The organism is Bacillus sp. PDNC022 (assembly GCF_016919285.1).
Classification (GTDB): Bacteria; Bacillota; Bacilli; order Bacillales; family Bacillaceae; genus Bacillus; species Bacillus safensis.
In genome coordinates this window covers 2,950,471-2,973,765 of record NZ_CP070345.1, presented here as the reverse complement: position 1 = coordinate 2,973,765, position 23,295 = coordinate 2,950,471, and the positions used below count along the sequence as shown (strand labels likewise).

Annotated in this window: 19 protein-coding genes and 1 riboswitch; of the genes, 7 read left to right on the top strand and 12 right to left on the bottom strand. The window is 40.3% G+C overall.

Translation table 11 applies throughout. The annotated features are described in order from the left end of the window. Positions 1-118: 118 nt before the first annotated feature. Positions 119-1,012: a hypothetical protein gene (locus JVX94_RS15220; protein WP_205183640.1), complete on the bottom strand. Its 894-nt coding sequence runs from the start codon at positions 1,010-1,012 to the stop codon at positions 119-121. 182 nt (positions 1,013-1,194) lie between these two features. Between JVX94_RS15220 and JVX94_RS15215 the strand changes: the two genes are divergently transcribed. Both JVX94_RS15215 and JVX94_RS15210 read left to right on the top strand, forming a co-directional pair. Next, the gene (locus JVX94_RS15215; protein ID WP_205183638.1) at positions 1,195-1,746 is read left to right on the top strand and encodes a PadR family transcriptional regulator; all 552 of its coding nucleotides are present in this window, start codon (positions 1,195-1,197) and stop codon (positions 1,744-1,746) included. 4 nt (positions 1,747-1,750) lie between these two features. Further along, positions 1,751-2,233, top strand: a complete 483-nt coding sequence (locus JVX94_RS15210; RefSeq protein WP_095409974.1) for a DUF4188 domain-containing protein — start codon at positions 1,751-1,753, stop codon at positions 2,231-2,233. Positions 2,234-2,244: 11 nt separating this feature from the next. Here the strand turns inward: JVX94_RS15210 and JVX94_RS15205 are convergent, their stop codons facing one another. Then, on the bottom strand, positions 2,245-2,868 hold the full coding sequence (locus JVX94_RS15205; protein WP_095409975.1) for an NUDIX hydrolase: 624 nt from the start codon (positions 2,866-2,868) through the stop codon (positions 2,245-2,247). Between the two features lie 170 nt (positions 2,869-3,038). Here JVX94_RS15205 and JVX94_RS15200 point away from each other — a divergent pair, with 170 nt between their 5' ends. Beyond that, positions 3,039-3,245 carry a helix-turn-helix transcriptional regulator gene (locus JVX94_RS15200; RefSeq protein WP_003215336.1) on the top strand — a complete coding sequence of 69 codons (207 nt, stop codon included), beginning with the start codon at positions 3,039-3,041 and terminating at the stop codon, positions 3,243-3,245. Further along, positions 3,242-3,922, top strand: a complete 681-nt coding sequence (locus JVX94_RS15195) for a DUF3169 family protein (protein ID WP_205183636.1) — start codon at positions 3,242-3,244, stop codon at positions 3,920-3,922. The genes JVX94_RS15200 and JVX94_RS15195 overlap by 4 nt, the downstream gene beginning before the upstream one ends. A 48-nt stretch (positions 3,923-3,970) precedes the next feature. On the opposite strand, the gene JVX94_RS15190 is transcribed toward JVX94_RS15195, so the two are convergent. Continuing rightward, a complete protein-coding gene (locus tag JVX94_RS15190; RefSeq protein WP_095409977.1) occupies positions 3,971-5,317 on the bottom strand; it encodes an amino acid permease in 1,347 nt (448 codons plus the stop codon). Between the two features lie 164 nt (positions 5,318-5,481). Continuing rightward, positions 5,482-5,561: riboswitch (glycine riboswitch) on the bottom strand. A 264-nt stretch (positions 5,562-5,825) separates the two neighbouring features. Here JVX94_RS15190 and JVX94_RS15185 point away from each other — a divergent pair. The 3 genes from JVX94_RS15185 (at position 5,826) to JVX94_RS15175 (ending at position 9,393) form a co-directional block, all read left to right on the top strand. Further along, a complete protein-coding gene (locus tag JVX94_RS15185) occupies positions 5,826-6,848 on the top strand; it encodes a LacI family DNA-binding transcriptional regulator (RefSeq protein WP_144484153.1) in 1,023 nt (340 codons plus the stop codon). A gap of 442 nt (positions 6,849-7,290) precedes the next feature. Further along, complete coding sequence (locus JVX94_RS15180; RefSeq protein ID WP_095409979.1) at positions 7,291-8,472, top strand: MFS transporter; 1,182 nt, start codon at positions 7,291-7,293, stop codon at positions 8,470-8,472. Positions 8,473-8,490: 18 nt separating this feature from the next. Further along, complete coding sequence (locus JVX94_RS15175; RefSeq protein ID WP_095409980.1) at positions 8,491-9,393, top strand: quinate/shikimate dehydrogenase; 903 nt, start codon at positions 8,491-8,493, stop codon at positions 9,391-9,393. Positions 9,394-9,546: 153 nt separating this feature from the next. On the opposite strand, the gene JVX94_RS15170 is transcribed toward JVX94_RS15175, so the two are convergent. The 9 genes from JVX94_RS15170 to JVX94_RS15130 form a co-directional block, all read right to left on the bottom strand. Then, entirely contained in the window at positions 9,547-10,740 is a 1,194-nt protein-coding gene (locus JVX94_RS15170; RefSeq protein WP_144484162.1) for an MFS transporter, read from the bottom strand. A gap of 305 nt (positions 10,741-11,045) precedes the next feature. Further along, positions 11,046-12,521, bottom strand: coding sequence for a glycoside hydrolase family 1 protein (locus JVX94_RS15165; RefSeq protein WP_095409982.1), 1,476 nt, complete (start codon positions 12,519-12,521; stop codon positions 11,046-11,048). A gap of 105 nt (positions 12,522-12,626) precedes the next feature. Further along, complete coding sequence (licT, locus tag JVX94_RS15160; RefSeq protein WP_240193775.1) at positions 12,627-13,382, bottom strand: BglG family transcription antiterminator LicT; 756 nt, start codon at positions 13,380-13,382, stop codon at positions 12,627-12,629. A 35-nt stretch (positions 13,383-13,417) separates the two neighbouring features. Further along, the gene (locus JVX94_RS15155; RefSeq protein ID WP_095409983.1) at positions 13,418-15,295 is read right to left on the bottom strand and encodes a beta-glucoside-specific PTS transporter subunit IIABC; all 1,878 of its coding nucleotides are present in this window, start codon (positions 15,293-15,295) and stop codon (positions 13,418-13,420) included. A gap of 509 nt (positions 15,296-15,804) precedes the next feature. After that, positions 15,805-16,470, bottom strand: coding sequence for a hypothetical protein (locus JVX94_RS15150; protein WP_205183634.1), 666 nt, complete (start codon positions 16,468-16,470; stop codon positions 15,805-15,807). A 20-nt stretch (positions 16,471-16,490) separates the two neighbouring features. Continuing rightward, positions 16,491-18,026 carry a T7SS effector LXG polymorphic toxin gene (locus JVX94_RS15145; protein ID WP_240193774.1) on the bottom strand — a complete coding sequence of 512 codons (1,536 nt, stop codon included), beginning with the start codon at positions 18,024-18,026 and terminating at the stop codon, positions 16,491-16,493. Positions 18,027-18,229: 203 nt separating this feature from the next. Then, complete coding sequence (locus tag JVX94_RS15140; protein ID WP_205183632.1) at positions 18,230-19,465, bottom strand: TerD family protein; 1,236 nt, start codon at positions 19,463-19,465, stop codon at positions 18,230-18,232. A gap of 375 nt (positions 19,466-19,840) precedes the next feature. Next, positions 19,841-21,280 carry a 6-phospho-beta-glucosidase BglA gene (gene bglA, locus JVX94_RS15135; protein WP_205185570.1) on the bottom strand — a complete coding sequence of 480 codons (1,440 nt, stop codon included), beginning with the start codon at positions 21,278-21,280 and terminating at the stop codon, positions 19,841-19,843. A 10-nt stretch (positions 21,281-21,290) separates the two neighbouring features. After that, entirely contained in the window at positions 21,291-23,189 is a 1,899-nt protein-coding gene (locus JVX94_RS15130) for a beta-glucoside-specific PTS transporter subunit IIABC (protein ID WP_205183630.1), read from the bottom strand. Between the last annotated feature and the right edge of the window lie 106 nt (positions 23,190-23,295).

Sequence of the window (23,295 nt, the reverse complement as noted above, 5' to 3'; positions counted from 1 at the left end):
ATTGTTGAAGTAACCTTCCTCTTTTTTTATACGATAAATATCCTTTTATCATTCACCACAAACTACTTCCATCTAAAAACCAGATAAGTTTAAAATGACCCATCTGGTTTATCATCATCTATTTTTTCTTTTCTTCAGCCTGCTTTTTGAATGCTTCCGTTTGTTCTTGATATTCCTCTTTCGTGACAGCTTTAAATTCTATTGTACCGCCTGCCATTTTAAAAGGAAATTTAATTGATGTTGCATCTCGATCAGTTTCCCCTAAAATAAAACCCTTTTCAATTGCAGGATAAGTACTCAAATCAAACATTATCCCATCTGAAACACCACCGGCTGTATGTTTCGTTTCTTTATATGGTTCATCACCATCTCCTGGGACCGTTCTCATAATAAAAGAACCTGCCCATTCAGACTGCATATACATCCGTTTTACTTTTAGAAATAGCTGGTATGAACCATCCTCCGCTGTATACAGATAACCATAAGCGCCTGTTACTTTCTTAATAAAGTTTCTTACATAATCATGGAATCTATTCTCAGAGTCCTCCATCAGTTCATCATATCGGTCATGAATGTCCTTTTGAACAGCTCGTAGTTTATTTTGATCAACTGCTTTGTATGTGATGCTTTTCTTTTGACCTTGTTTTTTCACAGAAAGATGTTTTTCAGCAGGGTGAACTTTATATGTGACCGTCTCTTTCCCTTGCTTCACTTGAAATTCGTAACCGTTTCCAACAGTTTTTCCAGTTAATTTATATTTGTTGATAAATAGATTAGGATCAAAATGTCTTTTTGGGTTTTCCTCCAAAATGGTTTCATTCAGATACCCTGTGACTTTCCCTTTTCTCTCCGTTACCTTGAACCAGTTCACTTGATCCTTTGTCTTATATACAAACGCGTAAGATTGGTTCAATACACTCTTTTTTGCATTTACTTGATATGCTATCCAGCTGACAGCACCGATGACTAGTACCGTTAAAATTGCCACGATCCAGATTTTCGATTTATTCATATATACCTCCTCTGATCATTGATCTGACGGATGTTTATTTTTTCTATCAATATATGAGTGATGCATCTCCTAGTGATCTCTTCACCTCCTTCATTGAATTTTTTCTAAATCCCCCTTGTATCACCATTGGATATCGCATATTATATATCTAAATGATATATCTTTTAGATAGGTGTGCTGATATGAAAAAATACAATGATACGACATATGCGATTTTAGGTATTTTAACGACTGATTGTAAGTCAGGGTACGAAGTGAAGCAATTAATTGATAGAAGCCTGCATCATTTTTGGAAAATTAGTTATGGACAAATTTATCCAGCTTTAAAGTTATTAGTCGAGGAAGGCCTTGCGGAAGTTTCACCTGCTGCTACTTCTGGCCGCTCAGATAAGCGGGAATATTATTTGACTGAAAAAGGACTGGATACGTTAAGAGAGTGGCTGGCGCAGCCGCTCGATCAGTTACCAACAGAGCGTAATGAGGTGTTATTAAAGTTATTCTTCGGTCAATATCTTTCGTTTGAGAAAAAATTGGTGCTTTTACAGGATTATGAGCGGCAGCTCCGTATTCGTTATGAGACATATGTTGCGATTGAACAAAACATTCAAGAGCTGTATCCAGATGAAGCGGATGCGAAGTATTGGCTTTTTACTTTAGATTATGGAAAAAGAGTGGCTCAAGCAGGAATCGATTGGTGCGTAGAAACACTTCATTTGATGAAGAAGGAAGGGTAAATGAATGAAAAAAGATATACGTGCTGGCAGATTTACAACGGACAATTCTGATTCGATTGTTGTGTTCATCATCGGAATGAGGATCAACAAACGCTGGGCCATTCATCAATGGCTGCCTGTGTTCATGGCGATGCCTGGCATGATCAAGGAGCTGTATACCCATCAAGATGAGCTTGGGTTTCTTGGGACAGAGAATTACTTCGGATTACGTACGACAGCGATGATTCAATATTGGAAATCAACAGATGACCTCCTTGCCTATGCTAAGATGGAGAAGCATTTGGCTGCTTGGAAAGAATTTAACCAAAGAGCACGAAATAATGACGCGGTCGGAATTTATCATGAAACGTACCAAATTCAAGCCGGCTCGTATGAATCCATTTACGTGAACATGCCTTCCTACGGACTGAGCCAAGCGAAATCTCCTATTTCAATAAGTAAAGGACAACAAACAGCGAAGGAACGGCTGAATACAACAAATTCCTAGAGAGCGATTCTCTAGGAATTTCTTTTTGTAACGGTCACAAAATGCTTTAATATGCGGGCTGTTAATCCCCATATGGTGTAGTTTTCGTAATCATAAAACCATTCCTCAATCGAACGGCTTCCCCAGCTGTATTTTTCACCATTCATGATTTTTTCATAAGGGAAATCCTCTCCTGGTGTTGGCTGAACGGATACATGATGTAAGTACGGCTCATATTGGCTGAGCCATGATAGAGGCACGGTAAAAGTCTCCTCTACTTCTTCTTGATTAAAGGAGTGTTTCACTTTTTGCTCATCAATGATACCGACATATGGGTACACCACGAAGGATGGAGAAGCGATATAAGGACTAAGCTGTCCAAGGATCTCGACCGATTCTGGCGGAATGCCCAGCTCTTCATGTGTTTCTCGCAGTGCAGCTTCCTGTGCAGTTTCGCTGCCGTCAAGCTTGCCCCCAGGAAAGCTAATATCCCCCGGCTGTTTTCTCATGGTCAGCGATCTTACCTCAAATAATATATGCCATTCTCCATTTACTTGCACCAAAGGGATAAGGACTGCTGCTTTGAACGCTGTCTCTTCTCCAATGAACAACGGTTGTGATTGATGTAAGTCATTTTTTAATTGATCAATGAACACGGACATCACCTGTTTTCTGTTTCTCTTTCCTTTAGCGTATCATGGTTCACCTTTTCAATAAAGATGATCTTTCTGACAATTATTTTTATCATTTTGACAACTTTACTTGTCAAAATGAATATAATATTTTACAATCAAGGAAAGATTTCAAGCAAAATTGAGGTGACAGAATGAAAAATCGGTTAAAAGAGCTTCGTGCGCGTGATGGTTTAAACCAAACTGAGCTTGCAAAGCGTGCAAAGGTCTCTCGTCAGACCATCAGCTTAATGGAACGAGATGAATTAATGCCGTCTCTCTTGCTCGCTGTTAAGCTTTCACGTATTTTTCAGGAACCCATTGAACGTATTTTTCTATTCGAGGAGGATGAACTATCATGAAAACTATATACAAAATGCTCTTAGGTGCTCTCCTTGGCTTTCTCGGTGCTTACTGTCTGCTGGCAGCCGAATTTGAGATGACACTTCTTGATATTGCATTTGAAGCGACTCTTGTCATCAGTGGATTGACGATTTTATTGATTATTTATTGTTTTTCAGGGATTTCACGTATGAAAAAAAGAGTGTCTCTTTCGGTTTCTGGAGATGAAGAGGATGAACTGGAAGCAGTTCAATATCGGACCTTTACTGATTTGACTTTAGCCAATACAGTGAGTACGATTTTGTCCATTATTGCAATCGGGATAGCCATCGTCACCGAACAGCCACTATGGTTGATTCTGGTCAATGCTGCTTTATTTATGGTCACCATTATCAGTTCTTATGCAGCGATATCCGTTCTTAAACTTGTCTATCCTAATCGCAATCTGCCAAGTCCGTCCGACAAAGACTATAGTAAAAAGCTGCTCGCCATTTCAGACGAAGGGGAAAAGCATGTGATGCTTGGCGGACTGTTTCACACGTATCAAATGATGAATATCCTATTGACCAGTGCCATGTTTATTTTGATTGTGTATTCCCTTGGAGCCAATCACTCTCAGCTGTTCTCGATCATGGTGATTGGACTTGTTTTGATCATTTTGAATGCAAATTATGTGCTGAGGATTAGAAATCGTTAAATGATAAAAAGCACAGCGTTATCTAAATGCTGTGCTTTTTTTCGTCCGTTACGATGCACGGCGTTTCTTTCGTGCATAAATCAAAAATAAGAAACCAAACCATACCGGTGTCAATAGCAGCGCTGGACGTGTTGCGTCTGCGAAGAGCATGATCACGAGAATGGCTGCAAAGAGCGCAAGAACACAAATGTTCACAAAAGGTGTGAACGGTGCTTTAAAGGTAGATGCTGCATGCAGTTCAGGCTTTGTTTTTTTATATTTCAAATGACAAATTAAAATAATACTCCATACCCAAATGAAACAAATGGCACTGATCGTGGTAACAATACCAAAGGCTTGTTCGGGAATCAGCTTGCTTAAAAGTGCACCGACCGATACCACAATCGTTGAAACGAATAGCGCATTACTTGGGACCGCATTCTTGTTCAAACGTCCAAAGGAAGCCGGCCCCTGCTTTTGATGACTGAGATTATACAAAATGCGGCTCGTCGAGAACATGCCGCTATTACAAGCTGATGCCGCAGACGTCAACACAACAAAGTTAATGAGCCCCGCTGCTACTGGTATCCCAATGAGTCCAAAGGTTTTTACAAAAGGACTTTCTGATGCACTGAGCTCAGTCCATGGGTTAATACATAGTAAGACAAAGATCGCACCCACATAGAAAAATAGAATTCTTAATGGAATCTTATTAATCGCAGAAGGGATATTTTTTTGCGGATTGGCTGTTTCTGCTGCGGACACACCGACCAGTTCAACTCCCACATACGCAAAAATCACCATCTGGAATGACAGCAAAAAGCCTGTGACACCATTCGGGAATAACCCGCCATGAGACCATAAATTCGTTATCGTCACCGGTCCGGCATCTGTTTGAAAACCAATGATTAAAAGAACAATTCCAACCCCGATCAATAATAGAATCGTAATCACTTTAATGAGTGCAAACCAAAATTCCAATTCTCCGAAAAGCTTCACCGTTAATAGATTCAATCCTAGTAAAATCAACAAACAAATGATTGCAGGAATCCATTGCGGGATGTCAAACCAATACTGCACGTACACCCCGACCGCAATGACATCTGCCATCGCTGTCATAATCCAGCAAAACCAATATGTCCACCCTGTCACAAAGGAAGCCCACGGGCCGAGATAGTCCTCCGCAATATCGGTTAATGACTGATAGCCTGCCTTCGATAAAAGTAATTCTCCGAGTGCCCTCATGACAAAAAAGATGGCCATTCCGACAATTAAATAAGCAAAAATAATTGAAGGACCTGCCAATTGAATAGCTTTTCCAGATCCTAAAAACAGACCTGTTCCAATGGTTCCGCCAATGGCAATCAATTGCACATGACGGTTTGATAAATCTCGTTTTAATTCTTGTTGTGCCAATGCTAACACCCTCCTACGACACGATCTTATACTGAAATAATGAACCTTTTAAAAAAGTCCATAAAAAAAGAGATTGGATGCGCTCCAATCTCACGGTCATAAAAGAATAGCAAAATAGAGAAAAGTAATACACGGCATCATCCATGCATCACAAATACAATATTTCGTACTCTTCTGTCCTTTTGCCTGAGATTGTGAACCCTTCGGCGCCGCACATACATGCGGTCTCTCCAGAAGCTGCTCCTGCTATAGTGTGACCCACAGCAATCATAGCCTTCGTTATTTAATTAAAATGTTGCTATTTCTGAATAATTTTATATTTTACGCCTCATTCAGAAAGCTGTCAATGGTAATCTTTTATGATTTACAGCGGTACGCATATGTCTTCACTTCATCAATCCCCCCTGATTCATGTATAATAAATCAAAAGATGTTCGGCTCGTTTGATGGAGAAATCCCTCTTGATCATGAACAAAGTTAAGCAATCCATGGAAGTTGGTGAAGATAAATGAAAAAAATGAACAAACAGCGTGTTACATTACAGGAAGTCGCCAAGCATGCTGGTGTCTCGACTTCAACGGCATCACTCGTTGTTCGAAATAATCCTAGAATCTCTGAAGCCACTCGAAACAAAGTACTGCAATCCATGGAGGACTTAGGATACGTATACGACCGCGTTGCTGCCAACATGCGGTCAAAAAGCTCAAATATCGTTGGTGTGATTGTGACGGATATTTCTAACACCTTTATTTCGGAGTTTTTAATTGGCGTACAGACCACACTTGAATCACTGGGCTATACTGTTTTACTTGGTACAACCTTTGACAGTGTTGATAAACAGGAGCGGCTCATTTCCACTATGGTAGAGCATCGTGTAGGCGGGATTATTTTAAACCCAGCTTCGAAGAGTTCTGCTCGAACAGTCAAACAATTAAATCAAATTCGCACCCCAAAAGTACTGGCAAACCGTGAATTATCAGATGTGCAATGTGATTATGTCGGTGTTGATTATGAACAAGGTACTTGGATGGCGGTTCATCATCTTCTTCAAAAGGGACATCGACGCATCGCCTTTTTAGGCGGCATCAAAACCTCTTCGACTTGGATTGAGCGGATGAAAGGTTTCAAAAGAGCTCATGACGAAGAAAATGTGACGATTGATGATTCTCTTATTATTGATATAGTACCTACTCGCGAAGGCGGGAAAGAAGCACTCGCCCAAGTGATGGATCAGCCCGAGCCCCCTACTGCTATTTTTTGTTTTAGTGACTTAGTCGCTTTTGGAGTCATTCAAGCACTGTCAGCACGAGGCATTCAGCCTGGTGAAGATATTGATGTGGTTGGATTCGATAATGTTCCCGAGGCGGAGATGTACCATCCACCGCTCACCACTGTTTCCTCCTTCCCCCGATCCATCGGGGTAAAGGCAGCGAACCTTTTATATCATAAAATGAACGAGCAGGATGAAGAGCTGCAGCGATTGATTTTAAAGCCTCAACTTCATATTAGAGAAACCTCTCCCTCATCATGAAAAAGAGAATTGCGTGCAGCAATTCTTTTTTTTTATTGATCAAGTCAACTATTTCTTTGTTTCATTTTTCTTTTTTTAAATCACAAAGTCATAAACTTGACACATTTAAAATGCAGGAGTATATTTATCTCGTTGCTTCTTTTAGTATATCGTTATACCTATTTCATTCTATCGTTATTTCTAGCAAAAAACAGTTAAAAGTGACTTTTTATGATTCTGATCAAATCATGAAGTTTTACTTCCTAATCAAGGCTGTTATTATTTTTTACATTTTAGTAGAACGATGTACTCGATTGAAGAACAGATGAATATTCATTTTTTTCATCAATCACATATAAGGGGTGTTGTGATGGGCTTCATATTATTCATTTTTAAGGAAACAATAACAAAGGGTATACAAAGAATTTGACCTTAAAGGGGTTTCAAATATAGGAGTGGGAACATGAAAAATCCTTATATAAAATCGTCACTTGGCATGTATTTAAATTACTTCATGCTTGGCATGATCAATATTATTGTAGCTTCCAACATGGACAGCTTATCTGAACGCTACCATGTAGATATTCCGAAAATCAGCTTGCTTGTATCGGCGATCGGAATTGGTAAACTCATTGCGCTCTTTTTCTCAGGCCGGTTAGCCGACAGCTGGGGACGTAAGCCTGTCATTATTACAGGAAATTTTCTTTACTTATTATTCTTAATCGGTATTCCAACGACAACAAGTTATACACTGGCATTTATCTTTGCGATCTCAGCAGGGATTGCCAACTCACTGCTTGATTCAGGAACCTACCCTGCTTTGACAGAGTCATTTCCGAAAAAAGCAAGTTCGGCTTCTGTATTAGTAAAAGCGTCTGTATCCATTGGGGCGACTGTTCTTCCATTTATCTTGGCGTTCCTAGTGTCACATGATATCTTCTGGGGCTGGGCGTTCTTTGGACTAGGGCTTCTTTATTTACTGGTAGGGATTTACTTAATCTTTATGCCATTCCCAAACCATAAGCAAGTTTCTTCACAAGAGGCTCTTCCAGTACAGGACCAGCTGAAGGAAGAACCAAAAATGCTTGGCGAAGGTTTAGCTGTTGTACTTATGGGTTTCACGTCGACTGCATTGTTTGTCGTATGGCAGACATGGCTTCCGCAGCTCGGGTTAAAATTAATCGGACTTGGCACAGAACAAGCCACACAGCTTCTATCTTATTTTAGTATTGGTGCACTTGTATCTGTTCTATTGCTTTCAGTAGTCTTAGATAAATTCATTTCACCGATTATGGTGGCGATCATTTATCCAATTGGTGCGTTCCTTGCAATGCTTTCACTTTTCCAAATCGAAACGTACAGCATTGTTATTGTCAGCACCTTCTTCTTAGGACTATTTACAGCGGGAATCTTCCAGCTGGCGATGAGTATTATGATGAAATTGTTCCCGACAAACAAGGCAACGGCTTCATCCTATGTCAACATTGCGGCAAGCTCAGCGTTTATTCTCGTGCCGCTCATTACAAGTGGATTGGTCAGCACGTACGATATTAAAATGACGTTATTTTTCGATATGATCATTGCGGTTATTAGCGTATTACTAGCGGTCTTTGTTCTTGGACGCATGAAAAAATTATTTAGATAATTAAAGGAGATGTCAATCATGACAAACATACATGAACGTAATATTGATGGAAAAACAAAATTAGTCGGTCTTCTTGCTACACCAATCGGGCACAGCCTTTCACCACGTATGCATAACCTTGGCTATACACTAACAGGTATCAACTATGCTTACCTTGCATTTGAAGTAGGGAATGATGAACTAGAAGCAGCCGTAAACGGTATGAAAGCAATGGGTGCAGCTGGATTTAACGTCTCTATGCCGAACAAAATGAAAGTACTGGATTACTTAGACGAACTAGATGATTCTGCAAGATATACACGTGCTAGTAACACTGTAGTGAACAAGGATGGTAAGCTCATCGGCTACAACACAGATGGTCTTGGATATGTGAAAAACTTGATTGAACATGGCGTTGAATTAGCCGGCAAGAAAGTCACACTCGTTGGCTCTGGCGGCGCTGCGACTCCGATCGCAATTCAGCTTGCACAGTCCGGCATTCGTGAAATTAGTATTTTTGCTCGTAATGATCAATACTTTGTTCAAGCAGAAGAAAATGTAAATTACATCAACAACGAAATGAAATCCTTCGGTGTCAAAGCAAACATTTTCCCACTTGAAGACAAAGACGCGTTCCGCCGTGAAGTAGCAGAAAGTGCGATCCTGGCAAATGGGACAAGCCTTGGCATGAAACCACTAGATCAACTCAGCATTATCGATGATACACTTGATGTACTTCGTGAAGATTTGATCGTGACAGATGTTGTATACAATCCGCAAAAAACAAAGCTTCTTGCGCAAGCACAGGAAGCTGGCGCCAAAACCATTAACGGTCTTGGAATGATGCTATGGCAAGGTGCACTTGCTTACAAACTCTTTACTGGTGAAGATATGCCAGTTGATCAAGTAAAACAAATTCTGTTTGAAAATGACCGTTTCTAAAACAAAAAAGACAAAGGGCTAAAATGATGATCATTTTAGCCCTTTTTTTATGTTCAGCGTGATAGAAAACGGAAATACCGGCGCAGAGACCTGACAGAGGATGCGAGGGTTTGTCTACACGCTGAGACGACTTCCTGCGGAGGTCGTCTTTTTTTAATCATGTACCATGACTTGGCGGTATCGATACAGGATATACAGTGCGCCGATAATGGCCGCAACAGCCACCACTGCATCGAACATAAAGATTTGTAAAATGGACGCGTGACTCTGAATTAAACCTGTTACGACCGGGATGACGACAGCCGACACGCCGCCCGCTGTGGAGATAATCCCAGTCATCGTTCCTTTGTTTTTCCAGAAGAATTCAGCCATCACAGTTAACGTCAGCTGAAAAACTCCTGCTGTTGAAAATCCCAATACAAAAGCATTGACGGTTCCTATGACTGGGGATTTCACGACCAAGAGCACACAAATGGAAGCAAGTGTAATGATTGGATAGATTAGCAGTACAGTGACCGGACGGACAAAGCGGCGCAAAAGAAACGCAAGCATCACGACAGACAGCAGCCCGCCCATGCTATAGTAACTGAGCAGTTTCACAGCACTGCCCGATGTCATCCCCAAGATGGCCTCACCGTACGTAGGAAGCCAAATTTGCGGCAGCGCATACAGTCCATTTGACGTAAAGCTGATCACAATCAGTGCGATCCCTTCTCTCCAAAATGTAGGCTCTGTCGAGAAGCGCGGAAGTCCGTCATGCTCCGTTACCTGGACTTGCTCCACCTTGCGATGATTCGGAAATGGCAAGGTCCACAGCATCAAGACATTCACAAGATAGATCAGAGCAGGAACAAAAAATGCCATTCCATAAAACAAATCATGCTCTGCTAAAAAGTAAATTGCCAGTGGCAAAATGGTTGCCCCAATGGATATAAAGGCCTTCACCATCACATTCGCAGACCCCGAGTTTTGCGGAAAAGCCTCCATTAAAGCAGGATACGTTCCTGCATCCATTGCCGAATTCGCAACCCCTGCCAAAATCGCAAATGCAAACGCGATTTGATAACTCGGAGACAATGGGATTCCGATGAGGAACACCGCCATCAGCACACCAGAAACCAAAATGACCGGCTTTCGCCCAAAACGATCTGACAGTACGCCTGATAACCCATACGTGAGCACCCTGCCAATGCCAAGCGCCGAAATCATATAACTAATTCCCGCACTATTGGTATCTAACTGTTTGATTAAAAATGGCATATTTGAAGCCAAAATAATATTGACCATACCTAATAAAAAATAATTAATATACAGACTAGAAGCCGTTCTCACATACGGATTCCTCATCCTGACACACCCCTTAACACCATCGCAATGAAGTGACAAATAATGGTTACGCTTACAAGATCTCATATGTGAGGAAGAACAGCTTTGCAGCCTTCACGTTCATACATCTCATCATGTCATGCAGCTCACAGCTTACACGCCCTTCATGTATCAAGCATTTCTTCAATTTTTCACTGCTCTTATTTTATACGAATGCGAAAGGTAAAGATAGTGAATTGCTTAAATTTGAAGGGAATTCATTGATCAAGCGTATGACATCATCGATAGAAAAAAGGAGTGGTTCATTCCACTCCTTAAATGATGTCTCAATTCTGTACATCGTTCATTTTCAATCCATTTTGACGAATGACTTCTTGATACCAGTAAAAGCTTTTTTTACGTGTTCGATTTAATGTTCCGTTTCCATCGTTATCTTGATCCACATGGATAAAACCATATCGCTTTTCCATTTCTGATGACGAGTAACTAATTAAATCAATAATTCCCCAGCTAGTGTAACCCATTAATTCGACTCCATCCTCAATGGCTTCTAACATCTGCTGGAAATGCTGCTCATGATAGCTAATCCGGTAGTCATCATTTATCTTTCCATCCTCTACCTTATCGTATGCACCTAAACCATTCTCCACAATAAACAGTGGTAGTTGATAGCGGTCGTATAAGTCATTTAAAGAGATACGAATTCCAATCGGGTCAATCTGCCAGCCCCATTCACTCACTTCTAAATATGGGTTTTTCACTCCACCTATTGTATTGCCGCTGACAGTTTCCATGCCTTCACTATTTTCAGTAGCAACCAAGGAATTGTAGTAGCTGAATGAAATAAAATCAACAGTATGCACCTTTAGTAATTCGTCATCTCCCAGCTGTTTCTCAATGTGAATGTTCTTTTCTTTGAACAGTCGATTGATAAAACGTGGATACTCACCGCGCACCTGTACATCTGTGAAAAACATATTGAACTGATTGTTCTTTGATGCCTTTAGAACATCCTTTGGATTACAGGAATACGGATACGTTGTTAATTTCGTCAGCATACACCCTATTTTTGCCCCCGGGATCATCTCGTGACAATATTTAACGGCCAACGCACTTGCAACAAATTGATGATGCAATGCTTGATAAACGGCCTGTTCTACATTGTCAAAGCGCTCTGAAACGATTCCACCGCTTGTAAATGGATGTCGGACAATACTATCAATTTCATTGAAAGTCAGCCAATACTTGACTTTATCTTTGTATCGATCAAATACCACTCGACTAAATTTCACAAAGAAATCAACGACAATGCGATGAGACCATCCTCCATATTGATTCACTAAATATAGCGGCATTTCGTAATGAGATAACGTGACGAGTGGTTCAATATCATGTTTCTTCATTTCATCGAATAGGCGGTCGTAAAATAATAATCCCGCTTCATTTGGCTCTTCTTCATCACCGTTTGGAAAAATACGTGTCCATGCAATCGAGACACGTAACGTCTTCAATCCCATTTCTTTGAACAACGCCATATCTTCCGGATAACGATGATAAAAGTCTACACCTCTTCGTTTCGGATAACCTTCAGCGGTATCTGCACGCATCGCTTGCTGAATTTGTTCTTCATCCACTTTATTGTGCTTTTTATAATCAGACTTACTGAGACCTTTTTTAAAGATCGCCACATCAGCAGTCGATAACCCTTTTCCGTCTACATTCCAAGCACCTTCTGCTTGATTTGCCGCAATGGCGCCACCCCATAAAAAACCTTCTGGAAATTTCTTGATTTGATTAGACATGTTTCTTCCTCCTCAAGACTATGCGTTATTTCTTTGAACCACTCGATTGACATGAATAATTAAATACATTTTTTCGTCATTGGATATCGTGTAATCAACATTTGTTTATATATATTTCTCGATTTTCTCCACACATTTTACTTCTTCAGGGTATTTTCTCATGATTTGATCGATTAGATCGTGATCATCTGTTTCAAGCATTTTATTCTCAAGCAAACGCTGAACAAAGAACTGTAAATGTGTTAAAAACCTGGAGTAATTAATCGTATCTGTCGGAATGTCGATCTTATAATGCATTTTGATAATATTTAAAATGTCTTTGACCATATTGGTCATCATCACGATTTGATTTAAATTATCTTTGGTCTGCTGCGCATTTACTAGATGAAATGCAATATTCGCCGCTTCTTCTTCAGGCAGCTGAATGCCTAACTGTTTTTCAATCAGCTCTAGTGCATGCAGACCAATGCTAAATTCCTCGGGGTAAAATTTCTTTACTTCCCACAGCAGGCGATTTTGTATCGTTAAATTTTCCTTAAAGCGCTTCGTAGCCATGAAAAGGTGATCGGTTAAAGAAATATAAAGATGCTCATTTAAGTGTGTAGATAAACGGCGCTTCGCATAGGATATAATCTCATCTGTCATGATTAAAAATTCCTCTGGGGTCTCCCGCATAAGCTCAGCTAAATCATTAGAAGTGCTCTGATCTTCTAGCACATAAATCTTTTGAATATCAGACTCTTGAATAAGACTGCCTGGCTTATTTTTAAATCCAATGGCTTTACCCATTACGATGATTTCCTTACCGTCATCTCTTTTAGCGAGAACCACACTGGTATTCAGCACTTTTATAATTTCCATACCATATCACCTTCCTGGTTACATTCAAACTCAATTTATAAGACAGTTAAAAGTGGCTGCTGATGACCAGAAACAGGATTCGTTTTTCCCTCTTGGGGTAAAATTTCTAAATAATCAGCTGTATTTGTAATAATGACTGGTGTTGTTGTGTCATAGCCAGCCTTTTGTATATTCTGTTGATCAAATTCAATCAGAAGTTGACCTAGTTTTACTTTATCACCTTTTTGAACATGTGAAGTAAAATATTGTCCATTTAAGTTCACGGTATCAATACCAATATGAATCAGAACTTCCACACCAAGGTTGGATTTTAGACCAATGGCATGATTTGTATGGAATATCATTTCCACTTGTCCATCAAAAGGAGCGAATACTTTCCCTTCACTAGGTTGAATCGCTGCCCCTTTCCCCATCACTTCTTCAGAGAATACTTTATCATTCACTTTTGCTAAAGGAATGATGTCTCCTTTCATCGGTGCATAAATGACTTCACGATTTCTTGTGCTTTCTGATGTGGAGACAGGCTCGTTTTTCTTCTCTATGTTTTCAGTTTCTGCATCTTTAAAGCCGATGATGTAAACAGCAATAAACGCAACGACCGCTGAAACGACTGCACCAATAATGGCAAACGTAAAGTTTGAAGTCCCTTTTTCAATGAAAATCGGCATTGTTGCGATACCAGGTGAAACCATGACAAACGCCTTTAGCTTAATCAATCCTACAAATATACCTGAAACCCCTGCTCCAATCATACATGCGAGTAATGTTTTCTTAAGTTTTAAATGAACGCCATATAATGCAGGTTCTGTTATACCAAATAAAGCAGAAATTCCTCCGGACATTGCAATTTGTTTTAACTTAGGGTCTTTGGTTTTAAAGGAAACAGCCAAAGCACCTCCACCTTGCGCAAAGTTAGCCGCTAGCATGGCCACCCCGATAAGAGCATCGTATCCAGGCGAAGCAAGAGAAGCGATAACAACTGGATAGAACACCTTCTGCATCCCAAACATGACGATAAAAGGTAAGAAAACGGCTAAAATCGCAACAGCTGCCCATCCCGCAGTTTGCTGGATCCATAAGACCCCTGCGGCTAAACCTGCACCAAGATACATACCAAGCGGTCCTAAAAACAGTAAACCAATCGGAGCAACAATGATCATTGTGATTAAAGGAACCATAAAGATTTTGACCGGTCCCGGTGATAATTTATCTGCCAGCTTTTCTACATAAGACATCAGCCAAACAATGAGTATAATCGGAATGACCGATGAGCCATAAGAAACAGCTTTCAGTGGAATACCCGCAAAGACAACTGGATCCCCGCTGCTAAACAAGGCTGTTAAGTTAGGATGTAGCAATACCCCTGCCAAAGCCATCGATACCATAGGGTTTGTACCAAATTTTTGTGAGCTTGTATAGGCTAACAAAATAGGTAGGAAGAAGAACGCTGCATCTGAGATGATTTTCAATACCAAATAGGTTTGGCTGTCTTCTTTCATCAAATTCAGCATCGGCAATAAAATCAGTAAAGCCTTCAACATCCCTGCCCCAGCGATCGCAGGGATGATCGGTGCAAAAATGCCAGTGATTAAATTGGCAAAACGATTGAAATATCCTTTCAAGCTATGATCTTTGTTCTGTACAATTTGTCCGCTTGCTTCTGGATTTTGATCAATCAGTTTTGCAAACTCTTTATATACATAACCAACATCATTGCCAATAATAACTTGATACTGACCTGCCGTATCTGCTACTTGAATGACGCCATCAAGGCGACTAATTTCTTCAGAGTTTGCGAGTGAGGAGTCTTTTAAAGTCAGCCTTAATCTCGTCATACAGTGGATGGAGTTTTGAACGTTTTCACTTCCACCAATATGTTTAAGAATGTCTTGAGCTAAGTCTTTATGGTTCATTAAAGTCACCGCTTTCATTTTTGAGTATAGGCGCTCAGGCAACAAAAAAAGACCTGAATTGGGTGGGATTATACAAATACAGATATCCCATCCAATCTAGGTCTTGCCTGCCGAACAGTAACACGCCTTATTGAATGTACGCATTATTCTATTTTTAACTTTTCATCGTTTCATGAAACCGCTTTTAACATGTTAATATCTTTATAGTAATTAATTATCTTCACAAAAGCAATGTTTTTTCTCGAAAAACAATAATAAATTGATTAAATATAGATCAAAGAGCACTGTTATATCATCTAATCGTACCTTTTTAGGATTCATATTGAAGCTCAAAGGTATTGTTTTAACTAAGAACAGTCAGGTGATGTCACCTTCAAATAACACCCAGTGGTTCCGTTCAACAAACCCCTTCTAACCTTCACAGCCCTATTTTGATCCCAGTCTCTCAAAAATGGGGGATCAGTCCCGATGTGGGGATTGTTTAAATATTACGGATCATTTTGAAGATACTACGAACGGCTTTGTATTCGCTCCCTTATTTTCTGGGTATGATCTTGATTTAAAATCATTGCCAATTCGGCCTCATTTAGAACAGATCCCCATCTAAAGATAATTTCACTATTCAAACCATACTTCAAAAAAAGCGCTTGATAATCTATTTCATGACTATTCTTATCCAATCCTGCGTAAAACAAATCTTTTATAGATTCCTCTGAGAGCATAGAATCCCTTCTACTGGCAATCATGAAACTAGATTGATACTGATCCATTATTCGCAATGCTTTATCTAAATCATGTTGAGGAACCTTGGCCATACTGACATAAAAAAGATTTTCATGTTCATCTAAAAGTAATTCTGGCCCCTTTTCAAAACCTGAAGTATTTATGTCTGAATCAATAGATTTCCATACTTTTCGGAATCTCTCTATTCGCGAATGCACATCACTTACTTTCTTACTCAGAAAGATATAAAAATGGTAATTAGTCAATTGATCGCTAAAAATTTCGATTAGTTCATTTTGACAATAACTTTGAAAAGTCTTGATCCCATCATCATCTAAAAAGTAATATCCATTAATACTATATACACTTAACTGTTTAAGTTCATTTATTTTTTGATCTAACCACTTATAGTAGTTTGTCACTTCTTGTTCGAATTCAAGTTCTATTTTCATTTATAATCCTCCAATGATAACTATTTTTCATAGTCATAGTGGTTTCCATAAATATCATTAAAATGAGCATCTCTATTCTGACTTAAGTCGTCTGGATAATAATGACCTCCCGCATGATCTCTAACCACTTTATCACCTTTAAAGAAATAATCCTTACCAGGGATAGGGTTACCTCTTTTGTCCACTGCTGGTCTAACTTCTATGGGTTGTTCACTTACTGGTATACCACTTGCCCTTTTAGATTCTCGATAAGCCCCTCTTCTTTTGGCTCCTTCAGGTGAAAAATTAAGAGGACGCTGCCCATTTTCAGCTTTCACATATCTTTGATAATTTTCTTTTTTAGTTATTATTTCTTTTGGTTTATGTTTAAATTGAAGTTGTTTTAAACTCTTACTTCCAAACGGCAAAAGCATTCCAAGCGCCGCATTCATACTCGCTTCCTGCTGTTCTTTGGAGATCTTGTTTCCAAACATGTCTCGGCCTGTGATCGCTTCGCTGAAGCCGTTAGTGGCTGTGAGACCATATAAACCTTTTTGAGATGTTTTTAAGGCGTCAAAGGATTTTTGTGATGTCTTGTAAATGTCGACTGCCCTGACCGCCGCTGATGTGGCTTGGGTGGTTTTATAGATTGCTTTTCCGCCTTTAAAAATGCGTCCTGCCCAGCCGACGATAGGGATGTAGCCGGCTGCTGCCATGCCTCCTGCCGCGACTCGCTGTCCTGCCGTGAGCTCTTCGCCTGTGATTGGATCAACGCCTGTTGCGGCACGTTTTGCATCGTTCACGCCGGTCAGTTCATTGACGATGTTTCCACCATAATCGAGCGCTTTTTCATACCAAGGGCGGTTGGCGAGTGCTTCTTGTTCCTTTGCAATCTCGCGGGCTTCTTCTTGTTCTTTTTTGATTTTCAGATATTCAGAAGTTTGCTTCTCAATATCGCTTTTTGCCTTGTAGATTTCGCTATTTTGATACGCTTTCTTGTCAAAATTCATAGGCGAAATCGCTTTTCCGTCATTTGTCGCATTCATCATTTCAGCGTACAATGCCATTGTAGCTTGCTGCTCCGTCTCTGACAAAGCATATTCATCTTTTAAATTTTGATCAAGCTCTCTTAGTTCTTTGACCGTCTTTTTTCGTTCATCTTCCGCATCTTCTATTTTTTCATCAAAGGTTTCGCTATCAAATACCTCTAGGGAAATGAGGTCATCAATGTCTTGAAAAATCGTTTTGAGTGCCTTTTTTTGATCCTTTACAATGCTTTTGGCATTCTTGATGCCCATATGTACTGCGTTGTCTAAAAAGTGTTCCTCTATAAAGGTATCGCCGCCAAAACTCGTATCATCCAGTGTCCCAGAAACACCTTCATGAAAGGCTTTTTGCTTATCGATGAAGCTGATAAACATGTCTACATTGCCAGACAGCTCTTTATAAAAGCTTTTAATGTTATCGGCACCTTTCCCAGTAAAATCATCACCGAGATTGGCAACACCTTGTAATGCCTGTTTTAAATCTACCATTTGTTCACGGAGTTCCTGATAGTGTTTTGCCCTTGTGTCCATGGCACTGGTTAGTGCTTTTGCATCAAGTATCTTACCCAGAAGAAGTCACTCCCTCCATTATTGATCATAAAGTCTATTTTACCGTGCCCCTCAAAACGGAAAAATAGGCTAAATGACACAAATAATGGAATGGGCTCTCTATTTAAAGATTAAATAAAATAAGCTAGACAATGCACTTTGCTCTGTCTAGCCATACATTCGTTTTATTTATAATCATTGGTTGGTCCTTTATCCATCAAAACATCAATTTCATTAGAAGACTTCATTTTTAATTTAGGTCTGCGCTCGGAATTTGGTTTGCTGTAAAGCTCTAGCGGACGGATGATCACACCATCATTTGTGTTTTGAAGCATACCCGGCACACAAGAATAAATCCGATCATTATTATTCGCATGTTTGGCATGAATTGTCACAGACGTTCCTTGGTGATTATCGATACTCATAGATACCCTATATCTATAAAAGGAACCTGTTCCATTTGATTGAGCAGAATAAACAACCGGAACAATAGCAAGGATATCGTCATTTAACCGTAATTTAATGACTTCTGTTTTCATCGATTCACGGTCTCTACCGACATCTCCCATATGCTCTACAGCTCCGTTTCCGTAACTTTTAAGAGCAGGAACACCTTTTGCGCCAAACATGGCCACATCTATTTGTTTTCCTGACTTCGTATAGACCAATGCATAAATATCATAATCGGTTCCAGACTCCCAGGATACTGTAGCTGTAATCTCAGGCGTTTTTTCAATGATGATCGGTTTATGACCTTTGTCTAGACTAATTTTACCTTGAACTTTCTCTAAGCTAATAGGTGCAGCGACTTTCTCTTTAGCAGCTGACTTCATTGAAGCAGGCTCATCAATTAGTTTTTCAGAAGTCATTTGAGGAGGTGTAGAAACATCCTGTTCATCAGGTTCAACCTCTACCCCAAAAAGCTTACATAACCCTTCCAATCCAGAATCGAAGCCACGCCAGATGGATCGTGCTTTCGTTTCACCATTTCTGATATATAGCTCTACTACGACAATACCCTTTTCATTTGTAAAGCTTACTGGTGTAAGGTATAGTACCTCATCGCCTGTTTGAATTTCTGCTTGCAGATTCTTCACTGGAGAAAAACCAATTCCTTGATCCTCTGTTAGTGTAATCGCCACCTTTGTGATTCCGGCAGGCACTTTGCTCATATCAAAATTCAATTGATGCCTTTTCAACTGACCTGATATCTCTGCTGGTAATAGTGTCGCGACACCCGTGGCACTCTCCGGCTGATTGTAAAAAATAATGCCATTATCTCCTTGAACTAGATCTGAATCTGTTAAGAGAAACGCTGTTAAAGAAATATCAATTGCAGATGATACTTCATAACTGATGGATACTTGTCCTTTTGGAGAGTTTAGTACGGTATTGGCACCCATTTGCAGAGTTTGATTCATTTCAACAACTCCTATTCTTTATCTACCATTTATCGCTTTTATAGATCAATTATACCAAATTGTATAATAGAACCTATGAATATCTTTATCTCATTTCAATCTCTGCAATGATATGAGACAATGCCAATTAAAAACAAACTACTCTCGAAAGGAGAATCATTATGTATAAAAAAATCATTCCTGCTGTTATGGTGATATTCGGTTTTTGGATTCTTCTTCAAATATCCTTGAACATTAAGATCTTTCACAATCCAATGAACTATTTTGTCTCCATTACCCTCTTCTTCCTTTGTATTCAGGCTCTATTAAAACATAAACAATGAAAAAACCCGAACAAGCATATACCACGCTCAACCGGGCTTCTATTTTCCTTTATTACACTTCTTCACCATTCGTTGCGATGACGTTTTGATACCAAGTAAACGAATCTTTTTTAAGGCGCTTCATTGAGCCGTTTCCTTTGTTGTCGCGGTCAACGTAGATCATGCCGTAGCGTTTTTTCATTTCACCTGTTGTGAATGACACGATATCAATGATGCCCCAAGGTGTGTAGCCAATAAGGTCGACACCGTCGTATTCAATGGCTTTTTTCAGTGCTTCGATATGAGAAGCGAGATATTGTATTCTTTCTGGATCGTGAATAGAACCGTCTTCTTCCACTTGATCTATTGCACCAAATCCATTCTCTACGATGAATAACGGGATTTGATAGCGATCGTAAAAACGATTCAATGTATACCTTAAGCCCGTCGGGTCAATGGACCAGCCCCAGTCACTTGATTTGATATAAGGGTTATCTACACCATGCGGCAGGGCTCCGTTGACAATGTCTCCGTTGTGATCAGACACCGTATCACTTTTAACCGTTGTCGACATGTAGTAACTAAAGCCTAGATAATCCACTTTCCCTTTTCTTAAGCTTTCTTCATCGCCTTCTTCAAATGGAATATGATAGCCTTCGCGTTCAAATTCTTTTAATGCATAGCTCGGATAGTAGCCGCGCACCTGTACATCTGGGAAGAAATAGCGCTGTCTCATATATTCCTCTGCGAGCATGACATCCTCTGGATTTGAGGAATACGGATAGATTGGCACGTGAGAAACCATCGCTCCAATTTGGAAATCAGGATTGATCTCTTTTCCTTTGGCTACTGCCCATGCACTTGCCAGTAATTCATGGTGTCCTGCTTGATACATGACTTCTTTGGCATTTTCGCCTTCTTTGACTGATACCCCTGAATTTGTCCAAAGGAACAGTGGGTTGTTGACATCCATTTTGTTATTGATTTCATTAAACGTCATCCAGTATGTGACCTTGTCTTTGTATCGATTGAAGCATACTTCTGCGAATTTCGTGAAATACTCAGCGACTTTTCGGCTGCGGAACCCGCCGTACTCTCTTGCCAAATGGAGCGGCATCTCAAAGTGAGACAGCGTAATTACAGGCTCGATGCCATGCTTGAGCAGTTCATCAAAAACATCATCATAGAACTGTAAACCAGCTTCATTTGGTTCTGCTTCATCTCCCTTAGGGAAAATCCGGCTCCAGCCGATCGATGTACGTAAGCATTTCAAACCCATTTCGGCAAACATCGCGATATCTTCCTTATAACGATGATAGAAATCAATCGCTTCATGATTCGGATAAAATGTTCCTTCTTCTATCGTCTCAGTTATTTGTCTCGGTACTCCGTGAGCACCTGCTGTCATCACATCTACAACACTTGGACCTTTTCCTGCTTCATTCCATCCACCTTCAAATTGATGCGCAGCTAATGCGCCGCCCCATAGAAAATCTTTTGGTAAAGTCATTATTTCTTTCCTCCTATTTCACAATAGTGATCATGATATCCGTTGGCTGACATGTCGATTGTTCTTCTACAATCACATCTTCGTACGCTTGTGTATTGGTGATGATGACGGGTGTGATTGTTTTTAATCCTTTGCGTTCAATGGCTTCTTGATCAAATGTCATCAACAAGTCACCCTTCCTCACCTTGCTGCCTTCTTTGATATGAAGAGTAAATGCTGAGCCATCTAGGGAAACCGTATCAATTCCTACATGAACAAGTAACTCCACACCGAATTCTGAACGCAGTCCAATCGCATGCTTTGTCGGCGCAAGCATGACGACACTGCCGTCAAACGGTGCATACAGCTTATTTTCTGTTGGTTCAATCGCAAACCCTTTACCCATCGCCCCCGAGCTAAATACAGCATCCGGTACTTCAGATAACGAGATCACTTTCCCTGCAAGCGGTGCAGGAATGGTTTCTTCATTGTTCATCGAAGCATTCATTTTTTCTCCAACTTGATCTTTATCAGATGTTGCACCGGCTGTCTGTTCCACTGTATCTTCCCCATAACCAAACATTTGAATGAGCACAACTGGTAAGATCAGCGCAATTGCGACACCAATCAATATGCCGATGATCGAAGTTGGATAATCTGAACTAATTCCGTTTACAATCGTCAGTGGACCAGGCAACCCTGCATACGCAAAGTAATAAGGCGTAAAGAAGCTGGCAGCAATCGCACCGACCGCTCCAGATATACATCCGAAAATAAATGGTTTCTTGAAACGCAAGGTGACCCCATAAATCGCAGGCTCTGTAATTCCAAAGAGACCCGTGATTCCCGCTGAAACCCCGACTTTTCGTGTTTCGCGGTTTCTTGCTTTTAAAATAACCCCTAACACTGCGCCAACCTGAGCGATAACAGCGATGGTTTGATATGCCTGGAAGGAGTCACGTCCATATTGTTCAAAGTTGGCGAGCACCATTGGTGTGATGCCCCAGTGAACACCGAAAATGACAAGCACTTGCCAGAAACCTCCGATAATGGCGCCTGCTAAAGCTGGGACATGTTCTGCTAAAAAGTTGTATCCGTTTGCAATCCCGTTTGCACCGGCTGTCGAGAGAGGACCAATTAATAGAATGGTTAACGGAACCATGACGACCATACAAATAAATGGGACAAATAACGGTTTGACCACCTCGTGAATACGTTTGTTTAAAAATCTCTCTACATATGAAAGGATCCATACCAAGAATAGCGGCGGCAAAACAGAGGACGTATAAACCGTTTCAGATAACGCTATGCCTAAAAAAGTAACGCCTTCCCCTGATGCCACGCGTCCAGCAATCTCCGTCCAAGCCGGACTGACAAGCGCTGCTGTACACGCTACTGCGATATACATATTCGTTTTAAAATGCTTGGCAGCTGTGATGGCAATAAAGATAGGCAAGAACGTAAACGGCGCCCAGGAAATAAAGCTAAAGACTTCATACGTTCCCGTTTTCGAGAAACTTGGAAATAATAAATTAATGAGGATAAGTGCACCTTGTAAAATACCAGCGGCGGCCAAAATATACACAAATGGTGCAAACACAGCAGACATGGTCGCGATGACACGATTCAGCACCGTTCCCTTGTTTTCATTTGGCTGATCATCATCAGACGGCTGCAGCTGAACAAGGCTGGAAAAATGCTCGTATACCTCACCAACATGCTGACCGATGACGACCTGAAATTGACCGCCATTTTCCACCACGGTAATGACGCCAGGCATTGCATTAACTGCTTCCTTTGCCTTTGGATTCGAACGTTTCAGAACCAAACGCAGCCGCGTGGCGCATCTTGCAGCACTCACCACATTTTCTTCTCCGCCAACTGCCTCTAAGATGTCTTCTGCAAGCTTTTGATAATCCCTCACTTTTGACATATAAAACCCCCCTTTATCACTGCTAGTATATGTACATTATAATTATACCGGTACAATTTATCAATACATATATAATTTCAATTAGCATATCAAAGGAAATTTGGTA

Coding starts and splice junctions, on each gene's coding strand:
- JVX94_RS15220 (WP_205183640.1), bottom strand. CDS start 1,012: ATGAATAAATCGAAAATCTGGATCGTGGCAATTTTAACGGTACTAGTC.
- JVX94_RS15215 (WP_205183638.1), top strand. CDS start 1,195: ATGAAAAAATACAATGATACGACATATGCGATTTTAGGTATTTTAACG.
- JVX94_RS15210 (WP_095409974.1), top strand. CDS start 1,751: ATGAAAAAAGATATACGTGCTGGCAGATTTACAACGGACAATTCTGAT.
- JVX94_RS15200 (WP_003215336.1), top strand. CDS start 3,039: ATGAAAAATCGGTTAAAAGAGCTTCGTGCGCGTGATGGTTTAAACCAA.
- JVX94_RS15195 (WP_205183636.1), top strand. CDS start 3,242: ATGAAAACTATATACAAAATGCTCTTAGGTGCTCTCCTTGGCTTTCTC.
- JVX94_RS15185 (WP_144484153.1), top strand. CDS start 5,826: ATGAAAAAAATGAACAAACAGCGTGTTACATTACAGGAAGTCGCCAAG.
- JVX94_RS15180 (WP_095409979.1), top strand. CDS start 7,291: ATGAAAAATCCTTATATAAAATCGTCACTTGGCATGTATTTAAATTAC.
- JVX94_RS15175 (WP_095409980.1), top strand. CDS start 8,491: ATGACAAACATACATGAACGTAATATTGATGGAAAAACAAAATTAGTC.
- JVX94_RS15170 (WP_144484162.1), bottom strand. CDS start 10,740: ATGAGGAATCCGTATGTGAGAACGGCTTCTAGTCTGTATATTAATTAT.
- JVX94_RS15165 (WP_095409982.1), bottom strand. CDS start 12,521: ATGTCTAATCAAATCAAGAAATTTCCAGAAGGTTTTTTATGGGGTGGC.
- licT (WP_240193775.1), bottom strand. CDS start 13,382: ATGGAAATTATAAAAGTGCTGAATACCAGTGTGGTTCTCGCTAAAAGA.
- JVX94_RS15155 (WP_095409983.1), bottom strand. CDS start 15,295: ATGAACCATAAAGACTTAGCTCAAGACATTCTTAAACATATTGGTGGA.
- JVX94_RS15150 (WP_205183634.1), bottom strand. CDS start 16,470: ATGAAAATAGAACTTGAATTCGAACAAGAAGTGACAAACTACTATAAG.
- JVX94_RS15145 (WP_240193774.1), bottom strand. CDS start 18,026: ATGGACACAAGGGCAAAACACTATCAGGAACTCCGTGAACAAATGGTA.
- JVX94_RS15140 (WP_205183632.1), bottom strand. CDS start 19,465: ATGAATCAAACTCTGCAAATGGGTGCCAATACCGTACTAAACTCTCCA.
- JVX94_RS15130 (WP_205183630.1), bottom strand. CDS start 23,189: ATGTCAAAAGTGAGGGATTATCAAAAGCTTGCAGAAGACATCTTAGAG.